Annotated in this window: 15 protein-coding genes; 8 read left to right on the plus strand and 7 right to left on the minus strand. The window is 41.4% G+C overall.

Annotation, left to right across the window (positions count from 1 at the left end; genetic code table 11):
* Positions 1-116 precede the first annotated feature (116 nt).
* A complete protein-coding gene (locus DDZ16_RS00325) occupies positions 117-1241 on the minus strand; it encodes an SPOR domain-containing protein (RefSeq protein WP_109262900.1) in 1125 nt (374 codons plus the stop codon).
* A gap of 177 nt (positions 1242-1418) precedes the next feature.
* Here DDZ16_RS00325 and DDZ16_RS00330 point away from each other — a divergent pair, with 177 nt between their 5' ends.
* Together DDZ16_RS00330 and ahcY are read left to right on the plus strand one after the other, a co-directional pair.
* A complete protein-coding gene (locus tag DDZ16_RS00330) occupies positions 1419-2360 on the plus strand; it encodes a bifunctional riboflavin kinase/FAD synthetase (RefSeq protein ID WP_109262426.1) in 942 nt (313 codons plus the stop codon).
* A 145-nt stretch (positions 2361-2505) separates the two neighbouring features.
* Positions 2506-3906, plus strand: coding sequence for an adenosylhomocysteinase (ahcY, locus tag DDZ16_RS00335; protein WP_109262427.1), 1401 nt, complete (start codon positions 2506-2508; stop codon positions 3904-3906).
* A gap of 200 nt (positions 3907-4106) precedes the next feature.
* Here the strand turns inward: ahcY and DDZ16_RS00340 are convergent, their stop codons facing one another.
* Positions 4107-4550 carry a Rieske (2Fe-2S) protein gene (locus DDZ16_RS00340; RefSeq protein ID WP_109262428.1) on the minus strand — a complete coding sequence of 148 codons (444 nt, stop codon included), beginning with the start codon at positions 4548-4550 and terminating at the stop codon, positions 4107-4109.
* Positions 4551-4677: 127 nt separating this feature from the next.
* Between DDZ16_RS00340 and DDZ16_RS00345 the strand changes: the two genes are divergently transcribed.
* From DDZ16_RS00345 to DDZ16_RS00355, 3 genes are all read left to right on the plus strand, one after another.
* Complete coding sequence (locus DDZ16_RS00345; protein ID WP_109262429.1) at positions 4678-5145, plus strand: hypothetical protein; 468 nt, start codon at positions 4678-4680, stop codon at positions 5143-5145.
* Between the two features lie 159 nt (positions 5146-5304).
* Positions 5305-5778 carry a transcription elongation factor GreA gene (greA, locus tag DDZ16_RS00350; RefSeq protein WP_109262430.1) on the plus strand — a complete coding sequence of 158 codons (474 nt, stop codon included), beginning with the start codon at positions 5305-5307 and terminating at the stop codon, positions 5776-5778.
* 61 nt (positions 5779-5839) lie between these two features.
* Complete coding sequence (locus DDZ16_RS00355; protein ID WP_109262431.1) at positions 5840-6232, plus strand: HIT family protein; 393 nt, start codon at positions 5840-5842, stop codon at positions 6230-6232.
* Between the two features lie 143 nt (positions 6233-6375).
* On the opposite strand, the gene ruvC is transcribed toward DDZ16_RS00355, so the two are convergent.
* The 5 genes from ruvC to rplU all read right to left on the minus strand — a co-directional run bounded on the left by ruvC (position 6376) and on the right by rplU (position 9607).
* Complete coding sequence (gene ruvC / locus DDZ16_RS00360) at positions 6376-6936, minus strand: crossover junction endodeoxyribonuclease RuvC (protein WP_109262432.1); 561 nt, start codon at positions 6934-6936, stop codon at positions 6376-6378.
* An 8-nt stretch (positions 6937-6944) separates the two neighbouring features.
* Entirely contained in the window at positions 6945-7295 is a 351-nt protein-coding gene (locus tag DDZ16_RS00365) for a DUF4286 family protein (protein WP_232526514.1), read from the minus strand.
* Positions 7296-7390: 95 nt separating this feature from the next.
* Positions 7391-8662, minus strand: coding sequence for a serine--tRNA ligase (gene serS / locus DDZ16_RS00370; RefSeq protein WP_109262433.1), 1272 nt, complete (start codon positions 8660-8662; stop codon positions 7391-7393).
* 346 nt (positions 8663-9008) lie between these two features.
* Positions 9009-9272, minus strand: a complete 264-nt coding sequence (gene rpmA, locus DDZ16_RS00375) for a 50S ribosomal protein L27 (protein ID WP_109262434.1) — start codon at positions 9270-9272, stop codon at positions 9009-9011.
* A gap of 23 nt (positions 9273-9295) precedes the next feature.
* A complete protein-coding gene (rplU, locus tag DDZ16_RS00380) occupies positions 9296-9607 on the minus strand; it encodes a 50S ribosomal protein L21 (RefSeq protein ID WP_109262435.1) in 312 nt (103 codons plus the stop codon).
* Between the two features lie 331 nt (positions 9608-9938).
* Here rplU and asnS point away from each other — a divergent pair, with 331 nt between their 5' ends.
* The 3 genes from asnS (at position 9939) to DDZ16_RS00395 (ending at position 13697) form a co-directional block, all read left to right on the plus strand.
* Positions 9939-11378 (plus strand): asparagine--tRNA ligase, encoded by a 1440-nt coding sequence (gene asnS / locus DDZ16_RS00385; protein ID WP_109262436.1) that lies wholly within the window; start codon positions 9939-9941, stop codon positions 11376-11378.
* 115 nt (positions 11379-11493) lie between these two features.
* Complete coding sequence (locus tag DDZ16_RS00390) at positions 11494-12336, plus strand: LytR/AlgR family response regulator transcription factor (protein ID WP_109262437.1); 843 nt, start codon at positions 11494-11496, stop codon at positions 12334-12336.
* Between the two features lie 224 nt (positions 12337-12560).
* The gene (locus tag DDZ16_RS00395) at positions 12561-13697 is read left to right on the plus strand and encodes a fatty acid desaturase family protein (RefSeq protein WP_109262438.1); all 1137 of its coding nucleotides are present in this window, start codon (positions 12561-12563) and stop codon (positions 13695-13697) included.
* Positions 13698-14123: the final 426 nt, after the last annotated feature.

Raw genomic sequence — 14123 nt, forward strand, 5'->3', positions numbered from 1 at the left:
CGATATAATGGAAAGGTATACCATTGTAAAAACAAAAAAACGGGTGATTTTTGTATGTCAAAAACAACACCCGTTTCGATTTCTTAAAAATTTGGGAAATATTCTATTCCGGGATCTTACTTTTTGGTAAGAATCCAATTTTCCAACTTTTGTTCCTGCAGGATTTTTTCCTGCGCGTTTCTGGCTTCGGGCAGCGATTCAAATGAAGCTGCACTTACCATGTGTAAGTTGTTGTGCGTGAAATGACTGGCATTTTTGAAGCCTTTTGACTTTAATTCTGATACCAGCTTTTCAGCATTTTGCTGGTTCTTGAAGCTTCCGACAATAACCTGGTGCTTTCCCCGCTTAGCTTTTTCTGCTTCAGCACGTTCAAGTGCTTCTTTTGCTTCCTGCTCTTTTCTTTGTCTCTCTTCCTCAGCTTTTTTCAACGCAGCACTGTCAACAGCAGGTTTTTTCTTTACAGTATCAACTACTTCTACTTTCTTGGCAATGGGTACAGTTGCTTTGTCATTATCCCGCCAGACAAGCAAGTATAGCAGTATAAGGGTTACCGGAATTATAATAATCAGAGCAATGGCCCATGGGGGAAGGACAAACTTTTTGCGCTCATCATAAACGGGCTCTTTCGGTGGTTTGTTTTTAGTTGTAGCAGCTTCCGGTTTAGTGGGAGGAGGAACTGGTGGTGCTGCAGCTTTGGCCTCTTCTTTTTTATTCTCCTTATCCGTTTCCTTATCCTCATCAAGGTTCAGAAGCGACTCATCTTTAATCTTCCGTTTCTCTCCAGCAGGTTTTTTGGTCCCTGTTGGCTTCTCTTTCTTTTCTTCTTTCTCCCCTTTGTCCTCGGGTGCATCATTGTCGATGTCCAAAAGTGAAGACTCAGCTGTTTGTTCAGAAGGTTCTTCTTCCTCGGGCAAGAGCTCTGTTAAATCAGGATCCTGTGTAAATCGTAAAATTCCATTCTGATCTTTGGTGAAACTTCCCAGTTTATCAAGAATGTATTCACCTTTTTCATCCAGTTCCTTTTTAATGCTGTCCACAAAGTTTGAAACTTTCTCTGTAGCTTCGGTGGTATCAATACCTTCCTCTTTGCTAACATGGTTAATCAACAAACCATCGTTAAAACTGAGGAAGTTGTTGAATAATACGGTTGTGCCTGCATCTCGCGAAACAATAAAGGCGCCAAAATTAGGTACAATTACCCGATTATTGTGTTTAATTAATTCCAGTAAATATTGTTCCATAATCGGCAAATGATTTTTTAATAATATCATCTTCAGAACATAAATATAAAGAGTTTTATACAAAAACAAAATTCTTTTAAAGTATAACAAAGAGCAGAAAAAACAGGAGCATTAAAGGTTTGAATATGTCAACCCATAAACATTTGTAAATTTGCACATGAAATAAAGAATGATTAAATGAAGATCAAATCTAGTATAGAGGGTCTTAAAGCTTCTCGTCCCGTCCTTACAATGGGTATGTTTGATGGTGTTCACAAAGGACATGTATCACTTTTGTCACAGTTGGTGGAAAAGGCAAAAGAGGTGAATGGAGAATCCGTGGTGTTGACCTTTTGGCCACATCCCCGACTGGTTCTGAGGCAGGATTCAGGGCAATTGCGTTTTTTGACAACTCTGGAGGAGAAGACAAAGCTTATAAGCGAAATTGGGGTTGATCAACTTGTCATATTACCGTTTACACGTGAATTTGCCGGATTGTCTGCCAGTCGATTTATCCGTGAATATTTGATTGATAAAATCAGAGTTAATCATTTACTGGTTGGTTATAATCACCGGTTTGGACATGACGGTATTTCCCGGGATAAACTAAATGAACTGGCTCAAAATTACGGATTTGGACTGGATTTCTTCGGGCCCGTTAATGTTTTGGGAATGAATCCAAGTTCTACTGCCATTCGGAATTATATCTCGGATGGCGATGTTTGGGAGGCTTCAAGGTTGTTAGGGCGTTTTTATGGCCTGCAGGGAAGGATTGTGAGTGGTCGCCGGCTGGGAAGAGAGATTGGCTTTCCAACGGCAAATATAGAAATGGACGACCCCCTGAAATTGGTCCCCCATGATGGTGTATATGCCTGTAAGGTACATTTGCTGGGAAAAACTTTTGGAGGGATGATCAACATTGGTGGCAGACCAACCATAGAAGGCGAAACAGGACATCGGTCTTTGGAAGTTCATATCTTTTATTTTAATAAAGAGGTTTATTCTGAAGAAATAACCGTTGAGTTTATAAAACGAACCCGTCCCGAAATTAAATTCCCTAGCCTGGAGGCACTGAAAGAGCGTCTTAGTTTGGATGAGCGGGAAGTGAAAGATATTCTTAAGAAGGAAGGTGTTATTTAGGTCAGATGTGGTTAATTGCTTGAGGATGATTGAAAAGCTTTTAGCGAAATTCATATCTATTTCGTACCTTTGCAGCCTGAAAAACAAAACCCTTATGTGGTTTGTTCGTAACTTGTTCCAAGAAAGTATTATTTAGATTTCATATATGGATTATAAAGTAAAAGACTTGTCTCTGGCTGATTTTGGCCGAAAGGAGATTGAAATTGCGGAAAAAGAGATGCCGGGATTAATGGCATTGCGAAAGAAACATGGCGAAGAGGCTCCTCTTCGCGGCGCTAAAATCATGGGTTCTTTACATATGACTGTGCAAACCGCGGTTTTAATCGAGACCTTGACTGCGTTGGGTGCCGACGTACGTTGGGCCAGCTGTAATATTTATTCTACTCAGGATCACGCTGCTGCTGCTATTGCAAAATCAGGTGTGCCTGTGTTTGCCTGGAAAGGAGAAACTCTTGAAGAATACTGGTGGTGCACAGAACAGGCACTGAATTTTGGAGAAGGTAAGGGCCCTGATTTGATTGTGGACGATGGAGGAGATGCCACAATGATGATCCATAAAGGGGTTGAAGCTGAAAAAAAACCGGCTATTCTTGAGCAGGATTACAGTGAGGAGGGAGAAGATTTTCGTGAATTGATGGCTTTGCTTAACAAGCATTACAGCGAAGGCAGTGACCGTTGGCAAAAGGTCGCTGAAGGAATTAAAGGGGTTAGTGAGGAGACCACTACCGGCGTACACCGTCTTTATCAAATGCTTGATCGCAAAGAACTTTTGTTCCCTGCAATAAATGTAAACGACTCGGTTACCAAATCGAAATTTGACAATCTCTATGGTTGCCGTGAAAGTCTGGCCGACGGAATCAAACGTGCCACTGATGTAATGGTTGCCGGAAAAACCGTAGTTGTTTGCGGCTTTGGAGATGTGGGGAAAGGTTGTGCACAAAGTATGCGCGGTTTTGGGGCACGGGTTTTGGTTACAGAAATTGATCCCATTTGTGGTTTGCAGGCAGCCATGGAAGGTTATGAAGTAACCACTGTCGAAGCTGCCGTAAAGGAAGCCGATATTTTTGTGACCGCTACAGGTAACCGTGACGTGATTACTGTTGAACATATGGGGCAGATGAAAGACATGGCCATTGTATGCAATATAGGGCACTTCGATAATGAAATCCAGGTGGAGAAACTTGAAAACCTTCCTGGTATAGAGGAGATCAACATTAAGCCACAGGTTGATCAGTTTACTTTTAGCGATGGACACAGTATTGTGCTTTTGTCACGAGGCAGGTTGGTTAACCTGGGAAATGCAACAGGACATCCCAGCTTTGTAATGAGTAATTCATTTACCAACCAAACTCTTGCGCAACTTGATTTGTGGCAAAACGATTTTGAAATTGGTGTTTACACCCTTTCTAAAAAACTGGACGAGGAAGTTGCAAGGCTTCACCTTGGAAAGCTTGGTGTAACGCTTACTGAGTTAACTCCTGAGCAGGCCAGTTACATAGGTGTAACACCTGAAGGGCCATTCAAACCTGAGCATTACAGATACTAGTAGTGGGTTCGCTAAATAGTGTTTCAATTATTTTGCTTTCATTTTTTCTTTCTGCAAGGCAAAATTTTAACGATGCAGGAAGGGAAAAGGGATGTGAAATATGAAATAGTATTTTGTGATCGCACTACTAATTGAATCGATGCATTAAAAACCCGATTGGTGTGGATGCTGATCGGGTTTTTTATTATTCAGGGAGTGGGTTAGTTTGACGAAACAACAAGTATATTATCCTGGGTTACCCCTGTTTGGTAGGAATGAAGACTTTGCCTGGCCGGGCCTTCTATCAACTCCCCGTTGGGAGAGGCAATCAGAAATTTGGAACCGCAGCATTCACACTCGGCAATGGAAGGATCTTCTTCAATATCTACTGTTACGGAACAGGATATTTCTTTTTCATACGGGCACATTAAATCAAATGCATAATAAGTTGCCCCGGCATTGTAAATAACCAATCCGTTGACGCCTACCCGGCGTCCATCCATGTCTCTGGTAGCAGTGAAAACGGATTTTGAATATTCGGGATAATTGAGGTTGAAATATCCGATAAACCGGCTTTTCGGAAATTCATCTCTAACGGCATCACCGCAGCTTTCCAAAGCAAAGATGATAAGTATGAATGCAAAAGGATGTACAAATCGTTTCATGGAAAAATTTTTTGATGGTAATTCCGTTGAAATTTGAAGATGTATCTTTAAAATTCAATGGGTTTCTTTGGTAAAATCAAAACTTGGGGCTAATTTAGGACTTTAATTTCAAAGAAAAACAATTCAGATGGACGGCATCTCCGGAGAAATAATCTACATCATCATCATGCTGGTGATTTTTATCTTTTCCGCCCTTAAAAAGAAAAAGGGCAGAGGAGGTGAAATGCCTGAGCCTGACAGGGAGGTGGAAAATCCAATGGATGAAGTCTTTTCGCCTTTTAAAGAGATTTTTGGTGACGATGAGGAGGAAGAGGAAAAACCACAGCCAGCTCCGGTAGCCAGGGAATTCAAAAATGGGCGTAAGGATTTTAAAGATGCACCATTTGTAAAAGAAGATTACGTTTTTACTTCCAATACATCACCCGGCGATGCGCGTCGACAACGTAAAAACAAAACACCAGGCAGGCAAACAGTTTTAAAATCAGAGGAATCAATGCCTAATGAGTCTGAACAAACCGACTCAGGTCTCCATGAATGGTTCGATTTGAGAAAGGCAGTCATTCACTCAGAGATTTTAAAAAGACCCGATTATTAGTCGGTTACAATACTTTGCTTGTCCGGACTCACTTTTTTTATTCCGATACATTTGCTAATTTTGCAGCAAAGAGTCCCGGACTATTATATGTCCATGGGATTCTTTTCTTTTTATATACCCATTAATAATAAATTACTTAAATAATAGGAGGATTAAACAATGTCTAATACGAGTTACATTACCCAATCGGGATTGAATAAACTTCGTGAGGAGTTGGTTCAGTTGGAGTCGGTTGAGAGACCAAGCATCTCAAAACAAATTGCTGAAGCCCGCGACAAAGGGGATTTATCTGAGAATGCCGAATACGATGCGGCGAAAGAAGCCCAGGGATTGTTGGAGATGCGTATCGCCAAACTTAAAGAGACGATTGCTACCAGCCGTGTTATCGATGAATCTAAAATCGATACCTCTAAAGTTCAACTGATGAATAAAGTGAAGATCAAGAATTTGAAAAACAATTCGGTAATGACTTATACCCTGGTTTCTGAGTCGGAAGCAGATCTTAAAGCCGGAAAAATTTCTGTGTCTACTCCTATTGCACAGGGTTTGATGGGCAAAAAAGTGGGGGATAAAGTCGATATTAAGGTGCCATCAGGTGTTATGCCCTTTGAAATCATAGATATTTCTTTGTAGATTTGAAAGAAGTGATTGCAATTACCCGGATATCAAAAAATCTAATATTCTATCAAAAGTTATGGCAACCATTTTTTCAAAAATTATAGCTGGAGAAATTCCCGGCTTTAAAATTGCAGAAGACGATCGTTTTTATGCTTTTTTAGACATTAATCCATTGGCAAAGGGGCATACACTGGTTGTTCCAAAGCAGGAGACAGATTATCTTTTTGATTTAGAGGATTCCCTTTTGGCAGATATGATGGTCTTTTCTAAAAATGTCGCCAGGGCCATTGAGAAAGCTGTCACATGTAAACGCGTTGGGGTTGCAGTGTTAGGCTTGGAAGTACCCCATGCACATATTCACCTGGTTCCGATTAATTCTGAAGGGGACATTAGTTTTTCAAAACCCAAGCTGAAATTGGATAAGGAAGAAATGGCCGCAATAGCCGAAAAAATTAGATCAGGTTTTTAAGAAGTTTGAGAGTATTACAGCTTCTAAAAAAGCCGTCCCCGGAGTTTTCACTTCGGGGACGGCTTTTTTTTGTCTTGTCGGACAATTGTCGAAAAAGTTCTTTGCCTTTTCACCATCTCGGCTCTTCTGTCGTTTTACCTTTATTACTTCACCCTGCCCGGATTTTGGCGTATGAACTCTTTCCAGCTTTTAGCACCGGTTTGGTTTACCAGGTTTTGCTTCTGAAAGAAATGGCACACTGCTGCAGCCAGTCCATCTGTTGCATCAAGATATTTAGGCATATCCGTGAGTTTGAGATATTGTTGCAGAAACATCGCCACCTGTTCTTTGGAGGCATTTCCACGCCCTGTGATAGCTTGCTTGATGCGTAAGGGAGCATACTCAAATATAGGCATAGAACGTGAAAGGGCCGCAGCCATCGCTACTCCCTGAGCTCTTCCCAGTTTGAGCATTGATTGTACATTCTTTCCATAAAAGGGTGCCTCAATTGCTAATTCATCAGGATGGTAATGATCTATCAGACCCACCACGCGCTCAAAAATTTTCTGTAGTTTTAGATAATGGTCTTTGTATTTAGCCAGTTCTAAGACCCCCATGGTGATAACTTTGGGGGTTTTACCATTGACCTCAATGATGCCGTAGCCCATAACGGTCGTTCCGGGATCAATCCCAAGAATGATTTTTTCAGCTACTGCTTCAGGCATGTAAAAGATTAGTCTAGCTTATTAAGTACTGAGTTGAAATTGGTCACGCGTTCGCCAAACCTGGCTCTGAATTCATTAAATACAGGAACGGTTTCTTTCCTAATGTAATCCAATTGATCATTGGTGGAGCATCTGAACTGAACAGAAAAAACCAGCATGTCCTGATTGACTTCAGAAAGTACCTGAAATACTTCAGACTCGCTATCGGGAACGCGTTCAGCAACAAAAGGAAACAAATCCTTGTTAAGCCACTCCTCCCACTGATGACGATAATCGGGAGTAGTATAAAAAGAGGCGTTGAATATGTATTTCTTATCTTTCATGTCTCTTTTGTTGATATGGCCCTTGATTTTGGGCATAAATTTATTTTAAACTAAAGCTTTCCCTTTTACCCAAATAAAACCAGGCATAAAGCGGAGGGATTGCCTTGATTGGTGAGTCAAAAATCAAGAAATTATTTAATAATCTCGGTTCCCATAAATGGAACAAGCACCTTAGGTACTTTTATGCCATCAGGTGTTTGGTTGTTTTCCAGAATGGCTGCCACAATGCGGGGAAGTGCAAGTGCACTGCCATTGAGGGTATGAGCCAGCAGTGGTTTCTTTTCACCGGGTTTCTTGTATCTTAACTTAAGACGGTTGGCCTGATAGGTTTCGAAGTTGGAAACAGAACTTACTTCCAGCCAGCGTTCCTGAGCGGCGGAGTATACCTCGAAATCATAGGTCAAAGCAGAGGTGAAGCTCAAATCTCCGCCGCAAAGACGAAGAATACGCCATGGCAGTTCGAGCTTTTCAACCAGCGACTGTGCATGTGCCACCATTTGCTCCAGCACCTCATAAGAATTTTCGGGATTAGCCACTTGTACGATTTCTACTTTGTCGAACTGGTGAAGACGATTGAGGCCTCTTACGTGTGCTCCCCATGACCCTGCTTCACGACGGAAGCAAGCAGAATAGGCACATTGCTTAACCGGCAAATCTTTTTCATCCAGCACAACATCTCTGAAGATGTTGGTTACAGGAACTTCAGCCGTTGGAATTAAATAAAGGTTATCCTCTGTAACGTGATACATCTGGCCTTCTTTGTCGGGCAGCTGACCTGTTCCAAAACCTGAATCTTCATTAACCAAAAGCGGCGGCAGTACTTCGTTGTAGCCGGCTTTTGTCGCTTCATCCAGGAAGAAGTTTATCAATGCTCTTTGGAGTTTTGCTCCCCAGCCTTTGTATACCGGAAACCCGGCGCCTGTAAGCTTGGTCCCCAATTCAAAATCGATTAGGTCATATTTGGCTGCCAGGTCCCAATGGGGCAGTGCTTCCTGAAGTGTGGGCACTTCACCACCTTCCTTCACCACTTCGTTGTCCTCTTCACCTTTTCCCTCAGGCACCGATGGGTGAGGAATATTAGGAACCTGTACCAGTAATCCCTGTATTTTCTTCTCAATTTCACTCAAATTCGCATTCAGGTTGCGAATCTCCTCTTTTAAACCCGTTGTTTTCTCCCGGGCTTCATTGGCCTCTTCTTTTTTTCCCGACTTAAACAGTTGACCAATGGACCTGGACAGTGTGTTGAGTTCATTTTGCTTCTGGTCAGCCTGCGTCTGGGTGGCTTTTCTGTCATTGTCCGCAGCCACAATATTTGCAACCACTTCTTTGGCATCGAATCTCTTGGTTTTCAACCGGGAGATGATTTCTTCCTGATTGTCCTGAATGTACTTGAGTGTGAGCATATTTTCAGTGTATATTTAAATACTTGTAAACGATCTGAGTTCAGGTATAGGGTAATGTTTTTTACCAAAGAATGAAATTTCCTTGGCTGTGCCTTAGGCTAGAGTCAAGTGTAGAATGTCGGGTAAGCCGTCGCTATTTTTCACCTTGTGCAAATCAACCAAAAAGTAAACATAGCCGTAACTACGTGAGTCTTTTTTTTGAGAAGCATAAGGTAGAAAGAGCAAGGCTTGGGCCGTCAGACTGTGCTTGACCTGACTCTGGAATCAATCGGGCACAAAAAATCTCCTGAATTTGTTACGAAAGTAACAAAAACAGGAGATTCAGAGAATTTTTTTACGAATAAACTTATTCTGCAACTGCTGGTTCAACTGAAACAAAAGACTTATCGCCTTTTCTTCTGCGGAAAACAACGGTTCCGTCAGTCAGTGCAAAAATAGTGTGGTCTTTTCCCATGCCTACATTATCACCAGGGTGATGCTGAGTGCCACGCTGACGTACGATAATGTTACCGGCTTTTACGTTCTGGCCGCCATAAATCTTGACACCTAAACGTTTACTTTCTGATTCGCGTCCGTTTCTGGAGCTACCTACACCTTTCTTATGTGCCATATCGCATTAACTTTTTTTCGTGATTAACCTTCAATGTTTTCGATCTGAATCTGACTCAGATATTGACGATGACCGTTTTTCTTACGGTAGCCTTTCCGGCGCTTCTTTTTGAAAACGATCACTTTATTACCTTTCATATGAGACAAAACTTTGGCGGAAACTTTTGCTCCTTCTACTACGGGAGCACCAATTTTAACGTCGCCATCGTTGTCAACCAAAAGTACCTGGTCGAAATCAACTGAAGCTCCTTCTTCTGCATTGAGGCGATTCACAAAGATCTTTCTGTCTTTCTCTACTTTGAATTGCTGGCCTCCAATGGATACAATTGCGTACATTGAATTACAATTTTAAGGTTCTCACCGGCAGGTGGTTCCGCTTTCGGGAATCTCTTTTCTACCTGTTCGGATTATTTCGGTCTGCAAAAGTAGTAACTTTTTATTTGTCTGGCAAAAATATTGTCTGATAAACTTTTAATTCTCGCTATTGATCCATCTAATTCTTAAAATATTTATGCTCTATTATCCAAAATTGTTATTGGGTTTCTGGAAGAATTTATGGAAAAATGAGAATGAGTTGCAAAGGGGCCCTTATTAATCCAAAAAAAATGAGGGCTGCTAAAAACAAATCATTAATTTTGTGGCCTTCAGGAATAAAAATACTAAGCTGATGCAGAGAACTAAGGTAGCCGACCTGCTGAGGTCGAATGATATTGGAAAAACATTTACTGTTAAAGGATGGGTGCGTACCCGTAGAGGCAATAAGCATGTGAATTTCGTGGCCCTGAATGATGGGTCGGGCATCAATAATCTTCAGGTTGTTGTAGACATGGAACAATTTGACGAGGCGTTGGTGCGTCGGATCACAACCGGTGCTGCTGTTTCTGTAGACGGTGAACTTCAGGAATCTCAGGGGGCCGGGCAGAATGTAGAGTTACTTGCGAAAAACATCGGGATATTAGGTGATAGTGATCCTGATAAATATCCGCTTCAGCCCAAAAAGCATTCGCTGGAATTTCTGCGTGAAATAGCTCACCTGCGTTTCCGAACTAATACTTTCGGAGCTATTGCCCGCGTCCGTCATGCCATGATTTTTGCAGTGCATGAGTTTTTCAATAAAAGAGGCTTTTATAATATCCATACTCCCATTATTACAGCATCCGATGCTGAAGGAGCCGGAGAGATGTTCCAGGTGACCACGCTGGATATGGACAAGCCGCCGCGTAACGAAGAGGGGAAAATTGATTACTCTAAGGACTTTTTCGGAAAACCTACCAATCTGACGGTTTCGGGACAATTGGAGGGCGAATTAGCAGCACTGGCCATGTCAGAAATTTATACATTCGGTCCTACCTTCCGTGCAGAAAACTCCAATACTTCGCGCCACCTCTCGGAGTTCTGGATGATTGAGCCGGAGATGGCTTTTTATGAACTGAAAGAAAACATGGATCTGGCTGAGGAGTTCCTGAAATACCTTCTTCAATATGCTCTGAATAACTGCATGGACGATCTTAAATTTTTAAGCCAGCGTCAACAGCAGGAGGAGAAAGGCAAGAAGGAAGCTGACCGGTCAATGGAATTGATTGAAAAGCTTAAGTTTGTTTTGGAGAACGATTTCGTTCGTTTGACCTACACTGAGGCCATTGATATTTTGGAAAATTCCAAGCCTAATAAGAAGAACAAATTCCAGTATCCTGTAAAAGGTTTTGGAACTGACCTTCAATCTGAACACGAGCGTTATCTGGTGGAGAAGCACTTCAAAAAACCGGTAATACTGACCGATTATCCTAAGGAAATTAAGGCATTTTACATGAAGCTGAACGATGATAACAATACCGTTCGCGCCATGGATGTTCTTTTCCCCCAAATTGGAGAGATCATCGGGGGATCTCAAAGGGAAGAGAGCTATGAGAAACTTACCGCCCGCATGAAAGAGATGGATATTCCGGAAGAAGAAATGTGGTGGTTCCTTGATACCCGTCGATTTGGGTCTGTTCCACACAGTGGTTTCGGTTTAGGTTTTGAGCGTATGATGTTGTTCGTTACGGGAATGACCAATATTCGTGACGTTATTCCATTTCCTCGTGCCCCTAAAAGCGCAGAATTCTAAACTTATTTTAGAAAAAATATAACTTCTGTGAATAGCCGTTTTCGTTTGAGATCGGCTATTCTGTTTTATAACATGTCCGTTGGCAACATTTTTTGTTCAGGAATGTTTTTTTAAAATGACTGATCATCTGCATGAAATAACCGAAAAATTAAGAGAGCGGTTTCGTCTTTTTATAGGAATAAGCCTTGGGATTTTTCTCTTTGTCCTGTTTTTTGAGCCGTTTTCCATCTTGCTTACTGATTTGAAAAACCGGTTGGCTTTTCTGGTCGGACTTTCCGTTATTATTCTTTTTTTAATGGTTCTGGTGTATGTTGTCTTCACTCATATTATATCGGTCTCCTCTTTGGTATTAAAAGATTGGTTCTTATCATCCTATGTCAAGGGGTTTGTCCTAACAGTACTCATAACCATTGCTCTTACTTTCTATTTGCGTTTTGTGGGACAGACAGCGATGTCTTTTTTTAACTTCTTTAAGATCCTGTTTATTTCAATTTTCCCGGCTGTTGCTACCAGTCTTCACGATGCCATTGAAAATCTTAAGAGGCATAATGAGGCGCTTATTGCAGAAAAAGGTAAAACCCGTCTTCAGGTAGAAAAGTATGAAGAAAACCTTCTTGCCCGTACCATCGACCTTACTACTGTTGGAACTAAAGATAATTTCAGAGTGGCTGTTGCTGATATTGTCTGTCTTGTTTCGGCTGATAATTATGTAGAAGTGATATTTAAGGAAGAGGGGCGGTATAAAAAAAAATTACTAAGAAATACGTTGAAGAATCTTCAGCAATTGCTGGGGCCATATTCTTTCTTTGTAAGAATTCATAGAATTTGTGTGGTCAATATTCACTACGTCGATCATCTTCGAAAGAGTTTTAACAGCTATTGGGTAAGCATAAAAGGGATGGATCGTAAACTGCCGGTTTCAAGGCAATATTTACTGAAGATAAGGGAGGTTCTGTGAGTTCCGTGGCGAGTGTCAATCACCCCTTTCTTTTGATATTAGTCACAAATATCAAAGTCTGGCTTTAGCTCAACAGGCGTTCGCACCATTTTTCTAATTAGGACTTTGAGACATGCTAACTTTGGGCTTTAAGGTTTTTTCCGACGGGCCCTAAAATTAGGAGTAGAATTCTGTTTTATGCCCTTCGGAGATGCTTTTACTTTTTAGATTAAATGTTAGTAGTTATGAGAAATCAGAAAATTATTTTTCCCTTTGAGAAAAATCCGGAATTTATCAACGACCTTAGAAAAAAAGTTGATGAGTACTTTGATCAAAACAAGAAATCAAAGTTTGGAAACAGCACTATTGTATTACAGTCTGTTTTTATGGGCGCACTTTATATTTTACCCTACGCACTTATGTTGTCAGGAGTTGTTACCTCGGTATGGGGCGTTGTGGCATGCTGGCTTGTGATGGGAATGGGTATGGCCGGTTTGGGAATGGTGCTTATGCACGATGCCAATCACAGGGTGTTTTCAAAGAATATGACCGTGAATAAATGGCTTGGAAAGTCTCTTTATCTGTTGGGGGGATTTCCACCAAACTGGCGCCACCAGCATAATACAATGCACCATGGTTTTACGAATATTGAAGGCCACGACGAGGATATTGCCCCGGTTGGACTTCTGAGGTTTTCACCACATCGAAAATTACATAGAATTCATCGGTTTCAGCATATTTATGCCTGGTTTTTTTATGGGTTAATGACCCTTTCGTGGGTAACAGTGAAAGACTTTGTTCGCATTAACAAATACAGAAAAGACGGGGTTGCTCCATTCAACAAAAAATACAGCACTTACCTTACGGATCTGATCATTGCCAAATTACTCTATTACACATTTCTTTTAGTTTTACCGGCTCTTGTACTTCCGGTTGCCTGGTACTGGGTTGTCGGTGGATTTCTTTTGATGCATTATCTGAGTGGCCTGATATTAACTACGATTTTCCAAACAGCTCATGTGGTACCCAGTTCTGAGTATCCCCTGCCGGCCGGTAATGGGAAGGTTGAAAACAACTGGGCCATTCATCAGCTTTTAACCACCTCTGATTTTTCCCCAAATGGAAAAGTGTTGTCATGGATGATAGGGGGGCTTAATTTTCAGGTTGAGCACCATCTTTTTCCCAATATCAGCCATGTTCATTACAAAAACATATCCCGGCTTGTTCAGGAAACGGCTCAAGAATACAATTTACCTTATCACTTTCAGGATAGTTTCTTCTCAGCTCTTAAGGGGCACTGGAAGATGTTGAAAGACTTGGGGGGACAACCTGTGGTCGTTGGGGGAGAATTAAAAAATAGTGTTTCACCTGAAGTACTTTAAGGAGTTTGGCTTTGAATGTATGGTTGGAAATTGATAGTTAAACCCGACTTTTATTCTTTTTGAAAATTGAGAAATCAGGGATTGAAGGTGATTGAATGTAACTGGAACCCGTCTGTTCAGAAAAGGAATGGACGGTTTTTGGGTAGTCTTTGTAATAATTTTTCTTTAAGCTTGGCTGTAGTTTAAAATCGCAATTTTTCCACAGTCCCCGAATGGGGGCAAATTTGAATAACCCCGGGTACACCTGCCCGGGGTTCAAAATAAGGATATAATCGGTCTCTGAAAGAGGCCAACATTGCTTAAATCATTAAAATACACGGAATAGTTGCCCCCCCCGTCAGGGACCCTGCAGCTCCGACATCTCCCCCGGGCTTATTTCCCGTGGGCTTATCTGCCCGGGTTATCTAAGTTTGCCCCTTTTCAGGG

Source organism: Marinilabilia rubra, assembly GCF_003121985.1.
Classification (GTDB): Bacteria; Bacteroidota; Bacteroidia; order Bacteroidales; family Marinilabiliaceae; genus Marinilabilia; species Marinilabilia rubra.

What these genes read in the sequence shown, in the direction of transcription:
- DDZ16_RS00325 (WP_109262900.1), bottom strand. Translation starts at nt 1,241, where the DNA reads ATGGAACAATATTTACTGGAATTAATTAAACACAATAATCGGGTAATT.
- DDZ16_RS00330 (WP_109262426.1), top strand. Translation starts at nt 1,419, where the DNA reads ATGAAGATCAAATCTAGTATAGAGGGTCTTAAAGCTTCTCGTCCCGTC.
- ahcY (WP_109262427.1), top strand. Translation starts at nt 2,506, where the DNA reads ATGGATTATAAAGTAAAAGACTTGTCTCTGGCTGATTTTGGCCGAAAG.
- DDZ16_RS00340 (WP_109262428.1), bottom strand. Translation starts at nt 4,550, where the DNA reads ATGAAACGATTTGTACATCCTTTTGCATTCATACTTATCATCTTTGCT.
- DDZ16_RS00345 (WP_109262429.1), top strand. Translation starts at nt 4,678, where the DNA reads ATGGACGGCATCTCCGGAGAAATAATCTACATCATCATCATGCTGGTG.
- greA (WP_109262430.1), top strand. Translation starts at nt 5,305, where the DNA reads ATGTCTAATACGAGTTACATTACCCAATCGGGATTGAATAAACTTCGT.
- DDZ16_RS00355 (WP_109262431.1), top strand. Translation starts at nt 5,840, where the DNA reads ATGGCAACCATTTTTTCAAAAATTATAGCTGGAGAAATTCCCGGCTTT.
- ruvC (WP_109262432.1), bottom strand. Translation starts at nt 6,936, where the DNA reads ATGCCTGAAGCAGTAGCTGAAAAAATCATTCTTGGGATTGATCCCGGA.
- DDZ16_RS00365 (WP_232526514.1), bottom strand. Translation starts at nt 7,295, where the DNA reads ATGCCCAAAATCAAGGGCCATATCAACAAAAGAGACATGAAAGATAAG.
- serS (WP_109262433.1), bottom strand. Translation starts at nt 8,662, where the DNA reads ATGCTCACACTCAAGTACATTCAGGACAATCAGGAAGAAATCATCTCC.
- rpmA (WP_109262434.1), bottom strand. Translation starts at nt 9,272, where the DNA reads ATGGCACATAAGAAAGGTGTAGGTAGCTCCAGAAACGGACGCGAATCA.
- rplU (WP_109262435.1), bottom strand. Translation starts at nt 9,607, where the DNA reads ATGTACGCAATTGTATCCATTGGAGGCCAGCAATTCAAAGTAGAGAAA.
- asnS (WP_109262436.1), top strand. Translation starts at nt 9,939, where the DNA reads ATGCAGAGAACTAAGGTAGCCGACCTGCTGAGGTCGAATGATATTGGA.
- DDZ16_RS00390 (WP_109262437.1), top strand. Translation starts at nt 11,494, where the DNA reads ATGACTGATCATCTGCATGAAATAACCGAAAAATTAAGAGAGCGGTTT.
- DDZ16_RS00395 (WP_109262438.1), top strand. Translation starts at nt 12,561, where the DNA reads ATGAGAAATCAGAAAATTATTTTTCCCTTTGAGAAAAATCCGGAATTT.